This is a genomic window from Curtobacterium sp. MCLR17_059, assembly GCF_003234665.1.
In the GTDB taxonomy this organism is placed as follows: Bacteria; Actinomycetota; Actinomycetes; order Actinomycetales; family Microbacteriaceae; genus Curtobacterium; species Curtobacterium flaccumfaciens.
The window spans coordinates 192,299-211,436 of the sequence record NZ_QKSU01000007.1 but is presented as its reverse complement, the minus strand read 5'-3'; the positions used below and the strand labels follow the sequence as shown (position 1 = coordinate 211,436).

The window sequence follows — 19,138 nt, the reverse complement described above, 5'->3', positions numbered from 1 at the left end:
CATGTGTATAAGAGACAGCCACACCGAAACGAGCCCCGTGCACCCCGTCCGCATCGACTCCCTCGACGATCCCCGCCTCGACGACTTCGCCCGTCTGACCGACGTGGCGCTCCGCCGGGTCTCGGAGCCCGAGGGCGGCCTGTACATCGCCGAGTCGAACACGGTCATCGAGCGTGCGGTCCGCGCCGGGCACGTGCCGCGGAGCATCCTGGTGCAGGAGAAGTGGCTCGACAGCGTCCTGCCCCTGGTCGCGGAGCACGACGGGCCGGTCTTCGTCGGCGCCGACGCCCTGCTCGAGGAGCTCACCGGCTTCCGGATGCACCGCGGTGCGATCGCCGCGATGCAGCGCCCCGAGCTGCCGAGCGTCGCCGACGTGGTGCAGGACGCGAAGGTCGTCGTCGTGCTCGAGGACATCGTCGACCACACGAACGTCGGCGCGGTGTTCCGGAGCGTCGCCGGCCTCGGCGCCGACGCGGTGCTCGTCAGCCCGCGGTGTGCCGATCCGCTGTACCGCCGGAGCGTCCGGGTGAGCATGGGCACGGTCCTGCAGGTGCCGTGGACCCGCATCGGCGACTGGCCCGCGGCAGGCGAGGAACTCCGCGCGCAGGGCTTCCACCTGGCCGCGATGGCGCTGACCGACGAGTCGATCGACCTCGACGCCTTCGTGGCGGACCTGCCCGACAAGGTTGCGCTCGTGATGGGCACCGAGGGGCAGGGACTGACGCCGGCCGCGATCGCGTCGGCCGACACGACCGTCCGGATCCCGATGGCACATGGCGTCGACTCGCTCAACGTGGCCGCGGCGAGCGCCGTCGGTCTGTGGGCGGTCACGCACGCCCGGCGGCTCGCCTCCTAGCGCACCACCGAGACGGTCGGGAGGCCCGGGGCGGCCTGGTCGGGCAGCATGCCCCCGGCACGGATCACCAGGGCACGGTCGGTGGCCGGTCCGCCGACCAGGCAGACGCCGACGGGCGCGCCGTCCACGGTCAGCGCTGGTGCGCTCACCGCGGGCAGCCCACCGACGCTCGCGAGCGCGGTCATCGCCGTGGTGGCGGTCCGGGTGCGCTCGAGCGCAGCGGTGTCCGCGTCGAGCAGCGGTGCGGGTCCGGGCACGGTCGGGAACAGCAGCGTCCGACCGGCGAGGGCACGGCGGATCGTCGCACGGACCTCATCGAGGCGTGCGACGGCGTCGGCGGTCGCGTCGGGGTCGTTCGCGCGTGCCGCCCGGAACCGGTCACCGACGACGGGGCTCAGTGCGCCGGGGTGCGCGTCGATCCAGGGGCCGTGGGCGGCGAGCGCCTCGGCGGCCTGGACGAGCCGCATCTGCTCCTGCAGTGCCGCGGGGTCCGGGATGCCGAGGCCGCGCAGCCGGACGGTCGCGACGGGCTCCTCGAGTGTCTCGACGAAGGCGGTGAAGGACCGGGCGACGGCCGGTTCGACGAGTGCGACGAGTTCCTCGGGGACGACGAGCACGGTCACATCGGAAGCCCCTGCCGTCGCGGGCGGCGGCTCGGTGGCGTCGAGGGCGGCGAGCAGCACACCGTGGCTCCGCGTGAGCCACCCGACGGTGTCGAACGACGGCGCGAGCGGGAGCAGCCCCTCGCGGGACACCGTGCCGTGGGTCGTCCGGAGGCCCCAGAGTCCCTGGTACGAGGCGGGGACCCGCACAGATCCCGCGGTGTCCGTGCCGATCCCGATCTCGGCCGTCCCGAGGCCGACGGCCGATGCGGATCCGCTGGACGAGCCTCCAGGCAGTCGGGTGGGAGCCGCGCTGTTCGGCGGCGTGCCGTGGTGCGCGTTCCGGCCCGTCAGGTTGTAGGCGAACTCGTCGGTGCGTGCGATCCCGCGGATCGAGGCGCCGGCGGCGAGGAGCGCGGCGACCGCTGCGGCGGGCGCGGTCTCGACGGGTGCCTCGCGCAGGTGGGTCGGGTTGCCGGCGCCGACGGGCTGGCCGGGGACGGCGTAGAGGTCCTTGACGGCGACGGTCAGGCCGTCGAGCGGTCCGGAGGCGGTTGGGGCGACGAGTGGGTCGCCGACGGCCCGCCAGACGGTGGTGTCGACGGCCTTGGGGCGGCCGGTGACGTGGGCCGCTTCGATGCGCCAGCGGGGGCCGGCGCCGGTGTCGCCGTCGCGGCGCCAGAGCTGGGTCTGGAGGCCCTGCCCGCCCGCGGCGAACCGGGACACCGACACGACGAGGGCGCGGTCCTCGGTCAGGGGGCGGACCTCGACGTGCGTCAGCGACCGGGTCGCGACCCCACCCCGTGCCCCGCGGAACGCGCTGATCGCGTCGTGCCCGACGAGCAGGCCACGGTCGTCGCCGCGCATCGTGCCGGGGGAGTCGACGAACGCGGCGTCGAGGGCGTCGAGGTCGTTCGCCAGCAGGGCGGTCTCGTAGGCGCCGAGGGCCTCGAGCAGGCCTTCGGGCACGGCGTCGGGCGCGGGCGACGCCGGGGGCGTGGTCATCGGACGGGCTCCTCGAAGTCGGCCTTGCGGATGCGGGCGTGGACACCGGTGACCAGGTCCACCACCTGCGAGATGTTGAAGTCGGTCGCGGCCGACAGGTACGCGTACGCCAGGTGGCGTTCCATGCCCCAGCGCGCGCCGAGGATCGCGACGGCGTGCCGGACGCACTGCCGGACGGCTTCGTCGAGGTCGGGGTCCATGCCCGTGGGCACGAGGAACTCCTGTGTCTCGGCGACGGGCCAGACCAGGTCACCGAAGCGCGCGGCGGCCTCGGCTGCCGGGGTCAGGTCGAAGCGGATCGTCGCGCGGAGCGAGGCCTCCATCGCGGTGAGCGCCACCTCGCCGTCGCCCTGGGCGAAGTGCGGGTCACCGACGTGGGCGAGTGCGCCGGGGACGAGCACCGGCAGGTGCAGCTGGGACCCGGCCTGCAGCAGGTTGACGTCGATGTTGCCGCCGTGGCGACCGGGCGGGACCGAGTGCAGCCGCTCCCCGGGGGTGGCGACGCCCATGATCCCGAGGAACGGGGCGAGGGGGAAGTGCGCGAAGCGGTCGCCGGCGGCGGTGAGCGGGATACGGCCCCGCCGGCCCTGGGCGGTGTCGACGACGTCGGCGAAGACGCTCACCGTCGTGCCGTCGACCGGGAACTCACCGTGCAGGGCGCCGCGGCCGTGCCGGTTCGACACGACGCCGTAGTGCACCCGGGGCAGGGTCTCGAGGACCGTCATCGTCAGCACGTCACCAGGACGGGCACCGCGCACCGCGATCGGCCCGGACACCACGTGCGGTCCGTCCGACGCGGGGTCGCGGTGACCGGAGCGGGCGATCGCGACGGCGTCGGCGAGGACGTGCTCCGGAGCGACGCCGTGGTCGCCGAACCAGCCGACGGGGTCGCTGCCCTGGTCGGGGAGGATCCCCTCGTGGCTCACGGTGTCGATGGTGACCGACTCCCCGGGGCCGATCGTCAGGGCCGGGGTGTCGCCGTCGCTCGGCAGTCGGCCCCAGAGGACGGTCTCCGGGTCGACGTGCAGGGAGTGGTCACCGCGGACGGGTCCGGTGCCGGGCTGCAGGGTCGCCACCGCGGGGGCGGTGGTCTGGTGTGCAGTGGTGCGGTGTGTGGTGGTCATCGTTCCGTCCTCCGTTCGACCAGGTGGGCCACGTCGGCCAGGTGGTCGGCCATCGCCCGCGTCGCGCCCGCGACGTCGTGCTCCCGGATCCGCTCGAGGATCCGCTCGTGCCACTCGAACGACGACCGGCGCCCCTCGCTGGTGCTGTGCGAGCGGGCACGGACGTCCTGCACCCAGCCGCTGCTGAGCTCGCACAGGGACACGAGCAGGGGGTTCCCCGAGGTGCGGGCGACCTGCACGTGGAAGGCGACGTCCTGGGCGAGCGACTCCTCCGGGCTGAGCCCCGCGTGGGTGGCGGCGAGGATGCGTTCCAGGGTGAGCAGGTCGGCCTCGCCCGCCCGCGACGCCGCGAGTCCGGCGACCTGCGGCTCCACGACGGTCCGGAACTCGGCGACGTGCTCGGCCCGGTGGTCCAGGTCGTCGCGGTGGTGGTCGAGCAGGGCGGACGCTTCCTCCGGCCGCGGCAGCACGACGGTGCCACGGCCGGGGGTCCGGGAGACCAGGCGACGGCGCTCGAGCTCCTGCAGCGCCTCCCGGATGGTCGTGCGGGACACGGCGAGGTCCTCGGCGAGGGTGCGTTCCGGCGGCAGCTTGTCGCCGGGCTGCAGGTCGTCGAGCACGAGCGTGCCGAGGTGGGCGGCGGTCGCCGCGCTCAGGGTCCGTCCACGGTGCATGCCCTCGACCGTAGGGCCGGTTGGTCTGCTTGGTTCATTGGTACGACCATCTTTTACACGGCCGTCACACGGGGCGTCGGAACCCGAAACACGGCGGGCGAATGGTGGACCACGTCCCACCCGCACCGACCGGAAGAGGGGTTCGACATGGACCTGGTCCTCACCAACGCACGGCTGACCGACGGTCGATCCGTCGACGTCACCATCGCCGACGGCGTGATCGTCAGCGTGGCCGACGCGCTGCCCGGTGCCGCCGCTCCCGCTGGTTCCGCCCGCGTGGTCGACTGCGCCGGGCGTGTGCTCATCCCCGGGCTCATCGAGGCACACCTGCACGTCGACAAGGCCCTGCTCGACCGGGAACGCCCGAACCCCGACGGCACCCTCGCCGGCGCCATCGCCGTCACGGGGGAGCTCAAGCGCGGCTTCACCCACGCCACCGTCCGCGACCGCGCCCGCACTCTGCTCGACCAGGCCATCACGAACGGCACGACGCTCGTCCGCGCACACCCCGACGTCGACCCGATCGTCGGGCTCACCGGGGTCGAGGTGCTGCTCGACCTGCGCGACGAGTACCGGGACGCCCTCGACCTGCAGATCGTCGCGTTCCCCCAGGAGGGCATCGCCAAGGCACCGGGCACCCTCGCGCTGCTCCGTCAGGCGCTCGCCGCGGGGGCGGACGTCATCGGTGGCTGCACACACAACGAGCACACCCTGTCCGCGTGCCACGAGCACGTCGAGACCGTCCTCGACCTCGCCGAGGAGTTCGGGGTACCGGCCGACCTGCACGCCGACTTCGCCGACGACACCTCCGACCCGCGGTACGCCCTCGCCGGGCACATCGCCGACCGCGTGACCGCCCGCGGGCTGCAGGGGCGGGTGGCGCTCGGGCACGTGACCTCGGTCGCGAGCCTGCCCCGCGGCGAGCGCCGGGCGTTGTTCGACTGTCTCGCAGCTGCCGGGGTCGCCGTCGTGCCGCTGCCCGCGACCGACCTGCACCTGGGGGGACGGTCCGACGACCACGACGTGCGGCGCGGGGTCGTGCCGGTCCGCGAACTCTGGGACGCCGGGGTCACGAGCGCGTACGCGTCGAACAACGTCCGGAACGCCTTCACCCCGTTCGGCAACGCCGACCTGCTCGACGTCGGGCTGCTCCTGGCGCAGACCGGGCACCTGTCCGGCCCGGACGACCTGCGCCGGGTGCTCGCCATGGCCACCACGGGGGCGGCCGAGGTCGTCGGCGTCGCGGACACCCACGGCATCCGGCCCGGTGCCGCCGCCGACCTCGTGGTGCTCTCCACCACCGACCCGGACGGCGTCCTGCTCGACCGGCCGGACCGCGCCCTCGTCCTCAAGCGCGGCCGGATCGTCGCCGAGACCACCCGGACCGTCCGTCTCACCACCAGCCGCACCACGAACCGATCGAAGGAACTCAGCCATGCGTGAACGGATCCCGCACGAGATCGTCGCCTCCGTCCTGGCCGGTGCCACGGCGTTCATCGGGGGCAACGCCCTGCACCTGCCGACCTGGGCGATCTTCATCAGCTGGGCGGGGATGTTCCTGCTCGGCAGCAAGCCGACGCTGCGGAACGCCACGCGCCTGTGGGCCGCGATGCCGATCGGCTCGGCGTTCGGCCTGGTCATCGTCCTGCTCGACCAGCGGTTCGGCACGCTGTTCGGCGAGGGGCAGGCTGCGCAGAACACCGTCCTGGCGCTGCTCATCCTCGTCGTGAACTGCGCCCTGATGTACACCGGTCGCACGAAGCTGTTCGGGCTCGTCCCCGGCATGTTCCTCGGGTTCGCCTCGTTCTTCGCGACCTGCTTCGGCGGCTTCGGGTTCGACCCGGGGAACGCCTGGGCCGCCTGGGTGTCGGTCGTGCTGATGAACTCGCTCGGGCCGGTGTTCGCCTACCTGTCCCGCCGCCTGACCTTCGCCCGGGCCGAGACGACGGGCTCGGCCGGTTCGGTCGGCTCGTCCGACCCGGCCGCTACGGCCGACCCGGTCGCCGCGACCGACGCCGGCGGCGCAGCGACCCCGCCTCCTGCTCCGGAACGCCAGCCCGACCAGCCCGTCGCAGCCTCGGCCTAGGAGCGGACCGGTACGCTCGGGTCCCGTGTCACGAGTCGTCCGCCGCCCCCGCTCCGCCGTCCGGAGGCCGGTCACGATCTCGGTGGTCGCCGTCCTGCTCCTGGTGGCCGGGTACCTCGTCGCCGCGGCCGTCGTACCGTTCGGCCCGGCGAGCGCCAGCACCACCACGTACTCGGCACCGAAGACGACCGTCCCGGCGCTGAGCTTCCCGGGGTACGGCGCGACGGCGGTCGAAGCGACGGACTTCCCGGAGAGCCTGCGCACCAGCGGCGACACGAAGCCCCGGTCGATCGCGAGCATCACGAAGGTCGTCACGGCGCTCGTGGTGCTCGACGAGAAGCCGATGGCCGCGGGGGAGTCCGGTCCGTCCATCCGCTTCACGACGCAGATGGAGGGCCTGTACGCCAAGTACGCCGCGCAGAACGGCGAGGTTGCCCCGATGCCCGCCGGCCTGAAGCTCACCGAGCACCAGACGTTCCAGGTGATGCTCATGAAGTCGGCGAACAACTACGCCGGCGCACTCGCCATCTGGGCCTTCGGGTCGATCGCCGCCTACGAGCACGCGGCGAACGACTGGCTCGACGAACACGGCCTGGACGACACCACGATCCACGAGCCGACCGGCCTCGACCCGGACAACACCTCGACCGCCACGGACCTGGTCGAGCTCGGGCAGCTCGCGCTGGCGAACCCGGTCGTGAAGGACATCGTCGGTACCCAGGACGTCACGATCCCGACGGTCGGCGAGATCGAGAACTCGAACAAGCTCCTCGGACTCGACGGCATCGAGGGGATCAAGACCGGCACCCTCGACGAAGCCGGCGCCTGTCTGCTGTTCGCGGCGACGTACGAGCGCGGCGGCAGGAACGTCACCGTCGTCGGCGTGATGCTCGGCGGTGTCGACCACGACTCCCTCGACGTCGACGTGCAGCGGTTGCTGCGGTCCGTGGCGGACAACTTCCAGGTGGTGACGCTCACGCACCAGGGGCAGACCTTCGGCACCTTCTCGACCCCGTGGCAGGACGAGGCCGACGCGGTCACGACGAAGGCCGCCGAGGTGCTCGTGTGGGGCAAGACCGCCGTCACCGCGAAGGCGAAGCTCGAGCAGGTGACCTTCGGCACGAAGGGCGAGCGGGTCGGGCAGGTGCGGTTCCGCATCTCCGACCACGACCCGGTCACGGTGCCGCTCGTGCTCGAACGCACGATCGACGACCCCGGCGTCTGGTGGCGCTGGACGAACCCGTTCCAGGGGGCGTGACGCCCGTCGGCCGCCGACCGTAGAGTCGGTCGGGTGACGACGATGACGACGTTCCCCCGGACCACCCCTGCCGCCCTCGGCATCGATCCCGGCGGCGTGACCGCCCTGCTCGACGCCCTCGAGTCCACGCCCGGCGTGGAGCCGCACAGCATCATGCTGCTGCGGCACGGCCAGGTCGCGGCCGAGGGCTGGTGGCAGCCCTACGCCGCGGACCGCGTGCACCTGCTCTACTCGCTGAGCAAGAGCTTCACCGCCGCCGGGGTCGGCATCGCCGTCCGGGCGGGCCTGATCGACCTCGACGCGACCGTGCTGTCGTACTTCCCGGAGCTCGACGCCGACGTCACCGACGAACGCAGCCGCCGCATCCGCGTCCGGCACCTGCTCGCGATGGCGAGCGGCCACCGCGAGGAGACGATCGACCGCGCCAAGGCCCTCGACCCGACGAACACGGTGCGCGGGTTCCTGCTGCTCCCGCCGGACGAGGAACCCGGCACGGTCTTCGCCTACAACCAGCCGTGCACGTACACCCTCGCCGCGATCGTCCGGCGGGTGACCGGCGGGTCCCTCGTCGCCTGGCTCCGCCCGCACCTGCTCGATCCGCTCGGCATCGACGACCTCGCCTGGCGCCGCGACGACACCGGCGCGGAGCTCGGGTACAGCGGGTGCTACGCGCCGACCGACGCGGTCGCCAAGCTCGGCCAGCTGTACCTGCAGGGCGGCGTCTGGGACGGCGAGCGGATCCTCGACGCCGACTGGGTCGAGCAGGCGATCAGCACGCAGGTCGCCAACCCGGACGAGGCCAACCCCGACTGGTCCCAGGGCTACGGCTTCCAGTTCTGGATGGCCCGCCACGGCTTCCGCGGCGACGGTGCCTACGGCCAGTTCTGCGTCGTCCTGCCGGAGCAGGATGTCGTCCTCGCGATGACCGGTCAGAGTCTCGACATGCAGGCCGTCCTCGACGCGGTCTGGGAGCACCTGCTGCCTGCCGTCGACCGCGCGTCCGACGCGTCCTCGGCATCCGCCCTGGAGGCCCGGCTCACCTCCCTGGGACTGCCCGCCGTCGACGGTGGGCCGCTGCAGGGCCTCGCTGACGTCGGTCCGCTGGCCCGCGACGGCAACGGGTGGCGGCTCACGCTCGACGTCGACGGCGGCTCCCTGTCCGTGCCGGTCGGGCAGGGCGAGTGGGCCGTGGAGGGCCCGCTCGCCGCGAGCGGTGCCGTCGCGGACGACGGGACGGTCCGTGTCGACGTGCGGTTCGTCGAGACCCCGCACCTGGCGCACGTCCGGATCGACCCCGCCACGGGATCGACGACGACGAGCTGGGAGACCGAGCCGCTGCACGACGGACCGCTCACGCTGCGGCGCCCCGCGGACTGAGGGCCCGCGGCTCCGCGGCCCGCGCCGCGTCTACGGGGTGTCGGAGGGGTGCTCGGTGACGATCTGCAGCTCGGGCCGCTTCGCCGACACCCCGTCGCCGGACGAGGTGTGCTTGATGCGCCGGACCACCCACGGCACCAGGTACTCCCGGGCCCAGCCGAGGTCCTCGGCGCGAGCCTCACGCCACGGGCGCGCCTCGAGCGGGTCCGGATTGAACGGTTCGAGCCCGTGCGGGACACCGAGGGTGTCGAGCACCGCCGCGGCGATCGTCGAGTGGCCCATCGGGGAGTGGTGCAGCCGGTCCGGAGCCCACATCCGCGGGTCCCGGAGCACCCGGAGTGCCCACATGTTCGCCACCAGGGCGCCGTGCTTCAGGGCGATGGCGTGCAGGTTCTCGTTGTAGATCGCCGTCTTGCCGCGGACCATGCCGAGCACCGGGGTCATCCCGACGTCCGGGCCGGTGAAGAGCACGACGGTGGCTCCGTCGCGGCGCAGGTCGGCGACGAGCCGGTCCACGCGCTCCGCGAGCTCGTCCGGGTCCGAGCCGGGGCGGATGATGTCGTTGCCGCCGGCGGACACCGTGATGAGGTCCGGGTGCAGGGCGACGGCGGCCTCGGCCTGCTCGTCGATGATCTGCTGCAGCAACCGCCCGCGGATCGCGAGGTTCGCGTAGGCGAAGTCGTCGGTCTGGTGTGCGAGCACCTCGGCGACGCGGTCCGCCCAGCCGCGGTTGCCGCCCGGGACGGTGGGGTCGGGGTCCCCGATGCCCTCGGTGAACGAGTCACCGATCGCGACGTACCTGGTCCAAGGATGACGATCTGACACGTCCCGGACCCTAGTCTCGTGGCATGACGAAGGCCAACACGGACGCCGTCGGCTGGTCGGTGCCGGACGAGCTGCTCAGCCGCATCGCCGAGCGCGCCCCCGGCTACGACGCCGCGAACGCGTTCTGCACCGAGGACCTCGACGAGCTCCGCGCCGACGGCTACCTGCGGATCGGCGTCCCCGTCGAGCAGGGCGGGGCGGGCCTCGGCCTCCGCGCCACCGCGCGGGTGCAGCGCGCCCTCGCCCAGGCCGCACCGGCGACGGCACTCGGCCTCGGCATGCACCAGGTGTGGGTGCAGGCGGCCCGCGCCGTCCGTACGCGAGGCGAGTCGTTCCTCCAGGCCGTCACCGACCACGCTGCGGACGACCACCTGCTCGCCTTCGGGGTGAGCGAACCCGGCAACGACGCCGTGCTGTTCGACTCGTCGACGACGGCGGAGCCGGACGGCGACGGCGGCTACCGGTTCACCGGCACGAAGGTCTTCACGTCCCTCGCACCGGCGTGGGACGTCATGAGCGTCTTCGGCAAGGACACCTCGGGGCCGGAGCCACGGCTCGTGCACGGGTTCGTCCTGCGGTCCGACGGCGACGTCGAGCACCTGGACGACTGGGACACGCTCGGGATGCGCGCGACGCAGAGCCGCACCACGAAGCTGCTCGGCGTGCACGTCCCCGCCGACCGCATCGTCCGGTCGCTGCCGGTCGGGCCGAACCAGGACCCGCTCGTGTTCGGGATCTTCGCGTCGTTCGAGGTCCTCATCGCGTCGGTGTACGCCGGGATCGCGGAGCGCGCGATCACGCTCGCGGCGACCGCCGTGGCGGGGCGGACCGCGGCCGACGGCACCCCGCGGTCGCAGGATCCCGACGTGCGCCGGGCGATCGCCGACCTGCGCGGTTCGGTCGACGCGATCACGCTGCAGGTCGACTCGCTGGCCCGGTCGGTCGACGAGCTCGACGACCTCGGAGCCCGCTGGTTCCCGCTGCTCGTCGGCACCAAGGCCCGGGCCGTGGACACCGCGCAGCACGTCGTGGACGAGGCCATGCGCGTCGTCGGCGGCTCGGCGTTCCGGTCGTCGAGCGAGCTGGCGCGGCTGGCGCGTGACGTCCGGGCGGGGCAGTACCACCCGTCGTCGCGGGACTCCGCGGCGCGGACGATCGCCGCGTCGGTGCTCGGCCCGCTCGGCTGAGCGCTGCGCTCGCACGGTGCGAGGTTGGCGTGACGGCGGCGTGGCGTGGCCGCGCACGGTGCTGGGTCCGTCGGCCGGTGCGAGCTTGGTCGCTCGGTGCTGCCCTGTGCGGCCGCACGGTGCAACCATCTCGGCACCGAGTTGCGAAGGGCGCACGGTGCGGTGGGCGCGACGGCGGCGATGGCGTGGCGGCGCACGGTGCCGGGTCCGTCGGCCGGTGCGAGCTTGGTCGCTCGGTGCTGCCCTGTGGCGCCGCACGGTACAACCAACCCGGCACCGAGTCGCGAAGGGCGCACGGTGCGACGGCGGGCGAGCAACCGCGCACGACGGGACGAACCTCGCACCGAGCGGCCGTGAGCCGGCCCCGCGCGGCGATGTCGGCGGCTCCTGGCATCATCTCGGTGTGAGCAAGCAGGACGGACGGAACCGCCTCGTCTCCGACGCACCGGTGGACGACGTCTCGGCGACCGTGCTGCACGTCGACATGGACGCCTTCTTCGCCTCCGTCGAACTGCTCGACCGCCCCGACCTGGTGGGGCTGCCGGTCATCGTCGGACACGACTCCGACCGCTCCGTCGTCACCGCCGCCACCTACGAAGCCCGTCGCTACGGGGTCAACTCCGCGATGCCGATGGCCATCGCCAAACGCCGCTGCCCGAACGCCGTCATCGTCGAGCCGCACTTCGAGAAGTACCGGGCGAAGTCCGCCGCGGTGATGGCGATCTTCGACCGGTTCACCCCGCGGGTCGAGCGGCTCGGCATCGACGAGGCGTTCCTCGACGTCGCCGGCGCCCTCCGCCTGTACGGCACCCCGTGGCAGATCGGCCAGGCGATCCGCCGCACGGTCTTCGCCGAGACCGGTCTGCACTGCTCCGTCGGTGCGGCATCGACGAAGTTCGTCGCGAAGCTCGCCTCCAGCCGGTCGAAGCCGGACGGCCTGCTCGTGGTGCCCGCCGCCGACACCGTGGCGTTCCTGCACCCGCAGCCGGTGTCCGCGCTCTGGGGCGTCGGCGGCAAGACGCAGGAGACGCTCGAACGCCGGGGCATCCGCACGGTCGGCGACCTGGCGAACACCCCGCTCGGGTCGCTGGTGTCGGCACTCGGCCCGGCCGGTGGGCAGCGGCTGCACGACCTGTCGTGGGGTCGCGATCCACGCGTGGTCGACACCGGCGTCGGCGAGAAGTCGATCGGGCACGAGGTCACGTTCGGTCGCGACCTGACCGAGCGCGACGACGTTGCCCGTGAACTCCTGCGCCTGGCCGACAAGGTCGCCGTCCGCCTGCGCCAGGCCGACGTGCAGGCCCGGACCGTGGCGCTCAAGGTCCGGTACACCGACTTCACCACCCTGACCCGGTCGCGCACCCTGGCGGAGCCCACCGACGTCGCGAAGCGCCTGCACCGCGAAGCCGTCGAGCTGTACGACGTGCTGCACCGACCGGGCAACCAGATCCGGCTGATCGGGGTGCGCGGCGAGAACCTCGTGCCCGCGGCCGCGAGCAACGCCCTGTGGGACGACGACGCGCCGTGGCGCGACACCGAGACCACGGTCGACGCGGTCGCCGCGCGCTTCGGCGCCGGCGTGCTCCGACCGGCATCCCTGGTCCGCCGGACCCCTGACGGCGGCGTCCCGCACGCTCGGCAGGACTGACGGTGGCGGTAGAATCGGGTTCAGTGAGCGCAGCGGAGTACGAAGACCAGCAGCCCGCCACGCTGTGGGCGGAGTCGGGTGACGACCAGTCCGGCGCAGGCGGATCGTCGCCGACGAACGACGGCAGCCAGGCGCACCAAACCCAGGCGTACCAGACGGCGCAGGCGCAGGGTGACGCCGCCCGTGACGAAGCCGACGCCGCGGCCCTGGCCGAAGCGGCCGGCAACTCGGCCGTCCAGCACCTGTCGCCGGCGTTCCCGGACCGGGCCGCCTGGGGCACGGCATCGAAGCTCCGCGCCTGGCAGATCGAAGCGCTCACGAAGTACTTCGAGAAGGAACCCCGCGACTTCCTCACGGCCGCGACCCCCGGCGCCGGCAAGACCACCTTCGCGCTGCGTCTGGCGACCGAGCTCCTCGCCCGCGGCACCGTCGACCGCATCGTCGTCGTGGCCCCGACCGAGCACCTGAAGCGCCAGTGGGCCGACTCCGCCGACCGTGTGGGCATCCGGATCGACCCGATGTTCAAGAACGGCGACGGCATGTTCGGCCGGCACTACCAGGGCGTCGCGATCACATACGCCCAGGTCGGCATGAACCCCGAGGTGCACAAGCGCATCACCGAGGGCGGCCGCACCCTGGTCGTCCTCGACGAGGTCCACCACGGTGGCGACGCCCTGACGTGGGGCGACGGCATCCGAGAGGCGTTCTCCGGCGCCACCCGCCGGCTCTCGCTGTCGGGGACCCCGTTCCGGTCCGACACCGCACCGATCCCGTTCGTGCAGTACGCCCCCGACGAGCAGGGCATCCGCACCTCGATCTCCGACTACAACTACGGCTACGGCCGAGCGCTGAAGGACGGCGTCGTCCGCCCGGTGCTGTTCATGGCCTACGCGGGCCAGATGCGCTGGAAGACTCGGATGGGCGACGAGATGTCGGCGTCCCTGGGTGAGCAGGTCACGAAGGACATCACGGCCCAGGCCTGGCGCACCGCGCTGTCACCCGAGGGCGAGTGGATGCCGGCCGTGCTCTCCGCGGCCGACAAGCGCCTGACCGAGGTTCGTCGTGGTGTGCCCGACGCCGGCGGTCTGGTCATCGCCACCGACACCACCACGGCACGCGCCTACGCCCGGATCCTGCAGCAGATCACGGGGGAGCGCCCCACCGTGGTGCTGTCCGACGAAGCCGCCGGGTCGAGTCGCATCAGCGCGTTCGCCGAGGACACCTCGCGCTGGATGGTCGCCGTCCGCATGGTCTCCGAAGGTGTCGACGTCCCACGGCTCTGCGTCGGCGTCTACGCCACGAGCGCGAGTACGCCACTGTTCTTCGCCCAGGTGATCGGCCGCTTCGTGCGTGCCCGTCGCCGCGGTGAGACCGCGAGTGTCTTCCTGCCGAGCGTCCCCGGCCTGATGGCCCTCGCCGCCACCCTCGAGCTCGAGCGCGACCACGCACTCGACCGCCCGAAGGACGCCGACGACGGCATGTACAACCCCGAAGACGCGATGGTCGCCGAGGCCAACAAGGAAGACCGCGCGTCCGAGAGCCTGCTCGAGGTCCAGCCGTTCGAGGCACTCGACTCGCAGGCGTCCTTCGACCGCGTCCTCTACGACGGCGGTGAGTTCGGCACCGGCGGCGAGGTCGGTTCCCTCGAGGAGCTCGACTTCATCGGCATCCCGGGGCTCCTCGAACCCGACCAGGTGCGCGACCTCCTGCGTGCCCGTCAGGCCACCCAGGCCAAGCGTTCCAAGGGCCGCACGGCCAAGGACGGCATGCCCAAAGCGCCCGAGCCCGACCGCCCGATGTACATGACGATCAAGGAGCAGCGCACCGAGCTCGCCCGGCTCGTGTCGATCTGGTCCCGCCACTCGAACGAACCGCACGGATTGATCCACGCCGAACTCCGACGGATCAGCGGTGGCCCGGCCGTGGCGCAGGCGAGCATCGAACAGATCCAGAAGCGCATCGACATCCTGCGCTCCCGCATCGGCGGACGACGGTGACCGCAGCGTGATCGAGCCGGTCGACGACCGCACCTGGTACGTCAAGCGCGACCCCGAGGCGTCACCCGAGGCGATCATCGACCGCTTCGGCGGCGGCTACCGACTGCGCCGCTTCTCGCTCACCGAGTCCCGCCGCACCCCGCACGGGGTGTTCACCGGACCCGAACTGGCCGAGACCGCGTGGTGGCGGCTCCGCGACAGGCCGCGGAACTCATGACGCGCCAAGCCAAAGTCCGGTAGACCGGAGGAATGGCAGACTCGATCCCTCACGTCCTCGTCCTCGGTGGCGGCTCCGCTGGCTACACCACGGTCAAGCAGCTCCAGAAGCACGCGGCCACGGTGCCCATGCGCATCACGCTCGTGGACCAGAACACCTACTACACGTACCTGCCGTTCCTGCCCGAGGTCGCCGGTGGCCACATCGCGCCGAAGGACGTCACCGTCGAGCTGCGCCGTGCACTGCGCAAGACCCGGGTGATCCAGGGCAAGGTCACCGCGATCTCCTCGGCGGACAAGACCGTCTCGATCGCGACCGCCGGCGGCGACGACCGCACCCTCGGCTACGACCACCTGGTCGTCGCCCTCGGTTCCGTCACCCGCACCTTCCCGACCCCCGGGCTCGAGGAGTACGGCGTCGGCTTCAAGAGCGTCGAAGAGGCCGCCTACGTGCGCGCCAAGCTCCTCGACAACATCGCGAAGGCCGCCGCCACCCGCGACGAGGACGAGCGTCGCCGTCTGCTGACCAGCGTCTTCGTCGGCGGTGGCTACACCGGCGTCGAGGCGATCGGTGAGCTCTTCGACGTGTCGCAGGCTGCCATCAAGACCTACCCGTCGCTCGCCGGTGAGCAGCCCCGCTGGGTGCTCATCGACGCCCTCGACCGCGTCGCGCCCGAGGTCGGCCCCGAGCTGTCCAAGTGGACGCTCGAGTCGCTCCGTGCCCGTGGCATCGACGTCCGCCTGAAGACCACCATGCCGAGCGCCGAGGGCGGCGTCGTCAAGTTCTCCGACGGCGACGAGTTCGCCACCGGCCTGCTCGTCTGGACCGCCGGCGTCAAGCCGAACCCGCTCCTCGACGCCTCCGACCTGCCGCGCGGGCCGAAGGGCCACCTCGCCGCGAACGCGAAGCTCCAGGTCGAGGCCGAGGACACCCACCAGGTCGTCGAGGGCGTCTGGGGCCTGGGTGACGTCGCGCAGGTGCCCGACCTGACCGCCGACAAGCAGCCGGCGTTCTACCCGCCGAACGCGCAGAACGCCGTGCGCCAGGCCGTGGTCGCCGCCGACAACATCGTCGCGACCATCACCGGCAAGCCGCTCGAGGAGTACCGCCACCCCTCCATCGGCACCGTCGCGTCGTACGGTGTCGGCAAGGGTGCCGCGAACATCAAGGGCATCAAGATGACCAACCTGCTCGCGTGGCTCGCGCACCGCGCGTACCACGTGTACGCGATGCCGACCCTGAACCGGAAGGCCCGCATCATCATCGGCTGGATCACCGGCGCGGTGTCCGGTCGCGACGCGACCTCCCTGATCAAGGAGACTGACCCGCGACGCAACTTCGTCGAGGCGTCGAAGAGCTAGACGCCCCCAAAGATCGGACGGGAGGCGCGGTGCCAGCTGGCACCGCGCCTCCCGTCCGTCCGTCACGTGCATTCGCACCCACCTGCCGCTCTCCGGCATACTGACTCCCTCGGCGCCCACGGCGACGAGGTCCCGGAAGTCGACCGACACGTGCGCCCCACCACCTCCTCCTCCGTCCGATCGTGCCTGCGATGCGGCGCCGAGCGTCACGACAGCACCGTCCACCGGTGCCCCGGTCCGGCCGACCCGCTCCGCGCCTTCGGCCTCGACGCCGGAGCCCGAACGGTGCTCGAGGTCCTGGGCGGGATCGGGCAGCCCTCCCTGGTCGGCGGAGCAGTCCGCGACGTGCTGCTCCGGGAAGCCGGGCGCGGACCGACCACCACCGGTGACGTCGACGTCGAGGTGCACGGCACCAGGACCGATGTGGTCGTCGGAGCGTTGCGTGCGGCCGGCGCGATCGTCGTCGAGGCCGGTGCGGGGTTTCCGGTCCTCAAGGTGGTGCTCGACGGATCCCGCGTCGACGTCGCAGTGACCGCGGAGTCCGGTGCGCCCGATCCGGTCACGGTGTCCGCCCTCGGTCGGGACTTCACGGTGAACGCCGTCGCCTGGGACCCCCGCACGAACGTGTTCCTCGACGCGGTCGGTGGGATCGACGATGCCGTCATCGGCGTGCTGCGGCACGCTTCCGAACGCTGCAGCGAGGACCCGCTCCGGGTCTTGCGTGCCGTACAGCTCGTCGCCCGGTTCGACTTCGCCGTGCACCCCGCGACGCTGCGTCTGGCGCGGTCGCTCGCGGCGCGGTTCGAGTCGATCGCCACCGGGCGGATCTGGCCCGAGATCCGCAAGCTGGCACTCGGCGACCACGTGTCGGCTGCCCTCCGAACGCTGCACGACAGCGGCTGGGAGCGACACCTGCCCGAGCTCGCCGCGGTCCGAGACGTGCCGCAGGACCCCCGGTGGCACCCGGAGGGTCCCGTGCACGTCCACCTCGGAGCGGCGGGGGACGCTGCCGCCCGCGCCTGCACCGCGGACGGGATCCGGGGTGACGACCGGGTCGTCGTCGCGCTCGCCGCCGTGCTGCACGACCTGGGGAAGGCCGGCTCCGGCACGCAGGTCCTCGCCGACGACGCAGGTGCGGTCCGCATCCGCAGCCTGGGCCACGAGGTGTCCGGCGCTGCGGCAGCAGCAGCGCTGCTCGGTCGCCTCGGCGCGCCACGCCACATCGTCGAGCGGGTCGTCCCGCTCGTTCGCGAGCACATGGTCCCGCACTCGTCCAACGGCGCGCCACCGTCCGTTCCCGCTGCTCGGCGGCTGTTCCGACGGCTCGGATCCTCCCTGCCCGCGATGGAGTCGTGGGCCCGGGTGTGCGAAGCCGACTCGCAGGGGCGTGGTCTGGGGGCGAGCCGGTCCTCGGCGTGGTCGTGGTTCGACGTCGCGCTCCGGGACCAGGTCGCGCGTCGGCCCGTGCGGCTGCTGTCCGGCCGCGACCTCGTCGACGCGGGACTCACCCCGGGGCCGGTGTTCCGCGAACTCCTCGTGGCGTCCGCGGCGGCGCAGGACGACGGCGTCTTCGATGACGTCGCCGGAGCCCGCGCGTGGCTGCGCCGAGCGGTCGACGCACGCCGGTGACGGACGGGAGGCGCGGTGCCAGCTGGCACCGCGCCTCCCGTCCGTCTGTGCGGACGCCCACCGCTTGTCCGCCATCTGCGGTCCTGGGTCCGTTCCAACGTGGCGCGCGCCAGCGTGGACGCGACGAACGAGAGGAGCGTCCATGCGCGCCATGACGTACCGCGGCCCGTACCGGATCCGCGTCGAGGAGAAACCGGATCCCCGGATCGAGCACCCGAACGACGCGATCGTCCGGGTGGAACGGGCCGCGATCTGCGGGTCGGACCTGCACCTGTACCACGGCATGATGCCCGACACCCGGGTCGGGCACACGTTCGGCCACGAGTTCATCGGGGTGGTCGAGCAGATCGGCTCGTCCGTCGAGACCCTGTCGGTCGGCGACCGCGTGATGGTCCCGTTCAACATCTTCTGCGGCACGTGCTGGTTCTGCGCCCGCGGACTCTTCGCGAACTGCCACAACGTGAACCCGAACGCGACCGCGGTCGGCGGGATCTACGGGTACTCGCACACCACCGGCGGGTACGACGGCGGGCAGGCGGAGCGCGTGCGGGTGCCGTTCGCCGACGTCGGACCGCAGGTGATCCCGGACTGGCTCGACGACGACGACGCCCTCCTCATGACGGACGCACTGAGCACCGGGTACTTCGGGGCGCAGCTCGCGTCGATCCGTGAGGGCGACACCGTCGTGGTGCTCGGTGCCGGGCCGGTCGGACTGTTCTCCGCGGCGTCGGCGTGGTTCATGGGAGCCGGTCGGGTGATCGTCGTCGACCAGCTCGAGTACCGGCTCGAGAAGGCCCGGAGCTTCGCGCACGCCGAGACGATCAACTTCGCCGAGGTCGACGACGTCGTGCTCGAGATGAAGAAGCAGACCGACTTCCTGGGTGCGGACAGCGTGATCGACGCCGTCGGAGCCGAGGCGGACAGCAACTTCACTCAGCAGGTCACCGCTTCGAAGCTCAAGCTGCAGGGCGGGTCCCCGACGGCGCTCAACTGGGCGATCGACGGTGTCCGCAAGGGCGGCACGGTCTCGGCGGTCGGCGCGTACGGGCCGATCCCGAGCGCGGTCAAGTTCGGTGACGCGATGAACAAGGGCGTCACGATCCACACGAACCAGGCGCACGTGAAGCGCCAGTGGCCGCGGTTGCTCGAGCACATCCAGGCCGGGCACTTCAAGCCGAGCGACATCATCACGCACCGCATCCCCCTCGAGCACATCGCCGAGGGGTACCACCTGTTCTCGTCCAAGCTCGACGGTTGCATCAAGACCGTCGTCGTGCCGTGAGGAGGCCCGA

Annotated in this window: 16 protein-coding genes; 12 read left to right on the top strand and 4 right to left on the bottom strand. The window is 72.4% G+C overall.

Translation table 11 applies throughout. The features are described from left to right. Positions 1-37: 37 nt before the first annotated feature. On the top strand, positions 38-856 hold the full coding sequence (locus tag DEJ12_RS11820) for an RNA methyltransferase (protein WP_111030134.1): 819 nt from the start codon (positions 38-40) through the stop codon (positions 854-856). On the opposite strand, the gene DEJ12_RS11815 is transcribed toward DEJ12_RS11820, so the two are convergent. The 3 genes from DEJ12_RS11815 to DEJ12_RS11805 are packed head-to-tail and all read right to left on the bottom strand — an operon-like array spanning position 853 to position 4,261. Next, on the bottom strand, positions 853-2,463 hold the full coding sequence (locus tag DEJ12_RS11815) for an AtzH-like domain-containing protein (RefSeq protein WP_111030133.1): 1,611 nt from the start codon (positions 2,461-2,463) through the stop codon (positions 853-855). The two genes, DEJ12_RS11820 and DEJ12_RS11815, sit on opposite strands and share 4 nt — an antisense overlap. Further along, positions 2,460-3,587 (bottom strand): acetamidase/formamidase family protein, encoded by a 1,128-nt coding sequence (locus DEJ12_RS11810; protein WP_111030132.1) that lies wholly within the window; start codon positions 3,585-3,587, stop codon positions 2,460-2,462. Before DEJ12_RS11810 ends, DEJ12_RS11815 begins: the two co-directional genes overlap by 4 nt. After that, positions 3,584-4,261: a FadR/GntR family transcriptional regulator gene (locus DEJ12_RS11805; RefSeq protein ID WP_111030131.1), complete on the bottom strand. Its 678-nt coding sequence runs from the start codon at positions 4,259-4,261 to the stop codon at positions 3,584-3,586. The genes DEJ12_RS11810 and DEJ12_RS11805 overlap by 4 nt, the downstream gene beginning before the upstream one ends. Before the next feature lie 147 nt (positions 4,262-4,408). On the opposite strand from DEJ12_RS11805, the gene DEJ12_RS11800 reads away from it, so the two are divergent. The 4 genes from DEJ12_RS11800 to DEJ12_RS11785 are packed head-to-tail and all read left to right on the top strand — an operon-like array spanning position 4,409 to position 8,982. Then, the gene (locus tag DEJ12_RS11800; protein ID WP_111030130.1) at positions 4,409-5,704 is read left to right on the top strand and encodes an amidohydrolase family protein; all 1,296 of its coding nucleotides are present in this window, start codon (positions 4,409-4,411) and stop codon (positions 5,702-5,704) included. Beyond that, complete coding sequence (locus DEJ12_RS11795; protein WP_111030129.1) at positions 5,697-6,347, top strand: DUF1097 domain-containing protein; 651 nt, start codon at positions 5,697-5,699, stop codon at positions 6,345-6,347. The genes DEJ12_RS11800 and DEJ12_RS11795 overlap by 8 nt, the downstream gene beginning before the upstream one ends. Positions 6,348-6,372: 25 nt before the next feature. Then, positions 6,373-7,605 (top strand): D-alanyl-D-alanine carboxypeptidase family protein, encoded by a 1,233-nt coding sequence (locus tag DEJ12_RS11790; RefSeq protein WP_146245590.1) that lies wholly within the window; start codon positions 6,373-6,375, stop codon positions 7,603-7,605. 42 nt (positions 7,606-7,647) lie between these two features. Further along, positions 7,648-8,982, top strand: coding sequence for a serine hydrolase (locus tag DEJ12_RS11785; RefSeq protein ID WP_181433152.1), 1,335 nt, complete (start codon positions 7,648-7,650; stop codon positions 8,980-8,982). Positions 8,983-9,012: 30 nt separating this feature from the next. Here the strand turns inward: DEJ12_RS11785 and DEJ12_RS11780 are convergent, their stop codons facing one another. Beyond that, positions 9,013-9,807 (bottom strand): SGNH/GDSL hydrolase family protein, encoded by a 795-nt coding sequence (locus tag DEJ12_RS11780; RefSeq protein ID WP_071244716.1) that lies wholly within the window; start codon positions 9,805-9,807, stop codon positions 9,013-9,015. A gap of 23 nt (positions 9,808-9,830) precedes the next feature. On the opposite strand from DEJ12_RS11780, the gene DEJ12_RS11775 reads away from it, so the two are divergent. The 7 genes from DEJ12_RS11775 to DEJ12_RS11745 all read left to right on the top strand — a co-directional run bounded on the left by DEJ12_RS11775 (position 9,831) and on the right by DEJ12_RS11745 (position 19,128). Continuing rightward, positions 9,831-10,994 carry an acyl-CoA dehydrogenase family protein gene (locus DEJ12_RS11775; RefSeq protein WP_111030126.1) on the top strand — a complete coding sequence of 388 codons (1,164 nt, stop codon included), beginning with the start codon at positions 9,831-9,833 and terminating at the stop codon, positions 10,992-10,994. A gap of 403 nt (positions 10,995-11,397) precedes the next feature. Continuing rightward, positions 11,398-12,642 (top strand): DNA polymerase IV, encoded by a 1,245-nt coding sequence (gene dinB / locus DEJ12_RS11770; RefSeq protein WP_111030125.1) that lies wholly within the window; start codon positions 11,398-11,400, stop codon positions 12,640-12,642. Between the two features lie 206 nt (positions 12,643-12,848). Further along, complete coding sequence (locus DEJ12_RS11765) at positions 12,849-14,639, top strand: DEAD/DEAH box helicase (RefSeq protein WP_111030145.1); 1,791 nt, start codon at positions 12,849-12,851, stop codon at positions 14,637-14,639. Between the two features lie 7 nt (positions 14,640-14,646). Further along, positions 14,647-14,856: a hypothetical protein gene (locus tag DEJ12_RS11760; RefSeq protein ID WP_017887301.1), complete on the top strand. Its 210-nt coding sequence runs from the start codon at positions 14,647-14,649 to the stop codon at positions 14,854-14,856. Between the two features lie 32 nt (positions 14,857-14,888). Next, positions 14,889-16,217 (top strand): NAD(P)/FAD-dependent oxidoreductase, encoded by a 1,329-nt coding sequence (locus DEJ12_RS11755; protein ID WP_027465651.1) that lies wholly within the window; start codon positions 14,889-14,891, stop codon positions 16,215-16,217. A gap of 285 nt (positions 16,218-16,502) precedes the next feature. Beyond that, entirely contained in the window at positions 16,503-17,846 is a 1,344-nt protein-coding gene (locus tag DEJ12_RS11750) for an HD domain-containing protein (protein WP_146245591.1), read from the top strand. Positions 17,847-17,988: 142 nt separating this feature from the next. After that, the gene (locus DEJ12_RS11745) at positions 17,989-19,128 is read left to right on the top strand and encodes a zinc-dependent alcohol dehydrogenase (RefSeq protein ID WP_111030123.1); all 1,140 of its coding nucleotides are present in this window, start codon (positions 17,989-17,991) and stop codon (positions 19,126-19,128) included. Positions 19,129-19,138: the final 10 nt, after the last annotated feature.

Coding starts and splice junctions, on each gene's coding strand:
- DEJ12_RS11755 (WP_027465651.1), top strand. CDS start 14,889: ATGGCAGACTCGATCCCTCACGTCCTCGTCCTCGGTGGCGGCTCCGCT.
- DEJ12_RS11795 (WP_111030129.1), top strand. CDS start 5,697: ATGCGTGAACGGATCCCGCACGAGATCGTCGCCTCCGTCCTGGCCGGT.
- DEJ12_RS11815 (WP_111030133.1), bottom strand. CDS start 2,463: ATGACCACGCCCCCGGCGTCGCCCGCGCCCGACGCCGTGCCCGAAGGC.
- DEJ12_RS11810 (WP_111030132.1), bottom strand. CDS start 3,587: ATGACCACCACACACCGCACCACTGCACACCAGACCACCGCCCCCGCG.
- DEJ12_RS11785 (WP_181433152.1), top strand. CDS start 7,648: ATGACGACGTTCCCCCGGACCACCCCTGCCGCCCTCGGCATCGATCCC.
- DEJ12_RS11805 (WP_111030131.1), bottom strand. CDS start 4,261: ATGCACCGTGGACGGACCCTGAGCGCGGCGACCGCCGCCCACCTCGGC.
- DEJ12_RS11800 (WP_111030130.1), top strand. CDS start 4,409: ATGGACCTGGTCCTCACCAACGCACGGCTGACCGACGGTCGATCCGTC.
- DEJ12_RS11775 (WP_111030126.1), top strand. CDS start 9,831: ATGACGAAGGCCAACACGGACGCCGTCGGCTGGTCGGTGCCGGACGAG.
- DEJ12_RS11745 (WP_111030123.1), top strand. CDS start 17,989: ATGCGCGCCATGACGTACCGCGGCCCGTACCGGATCCGCGTCGAGGAG.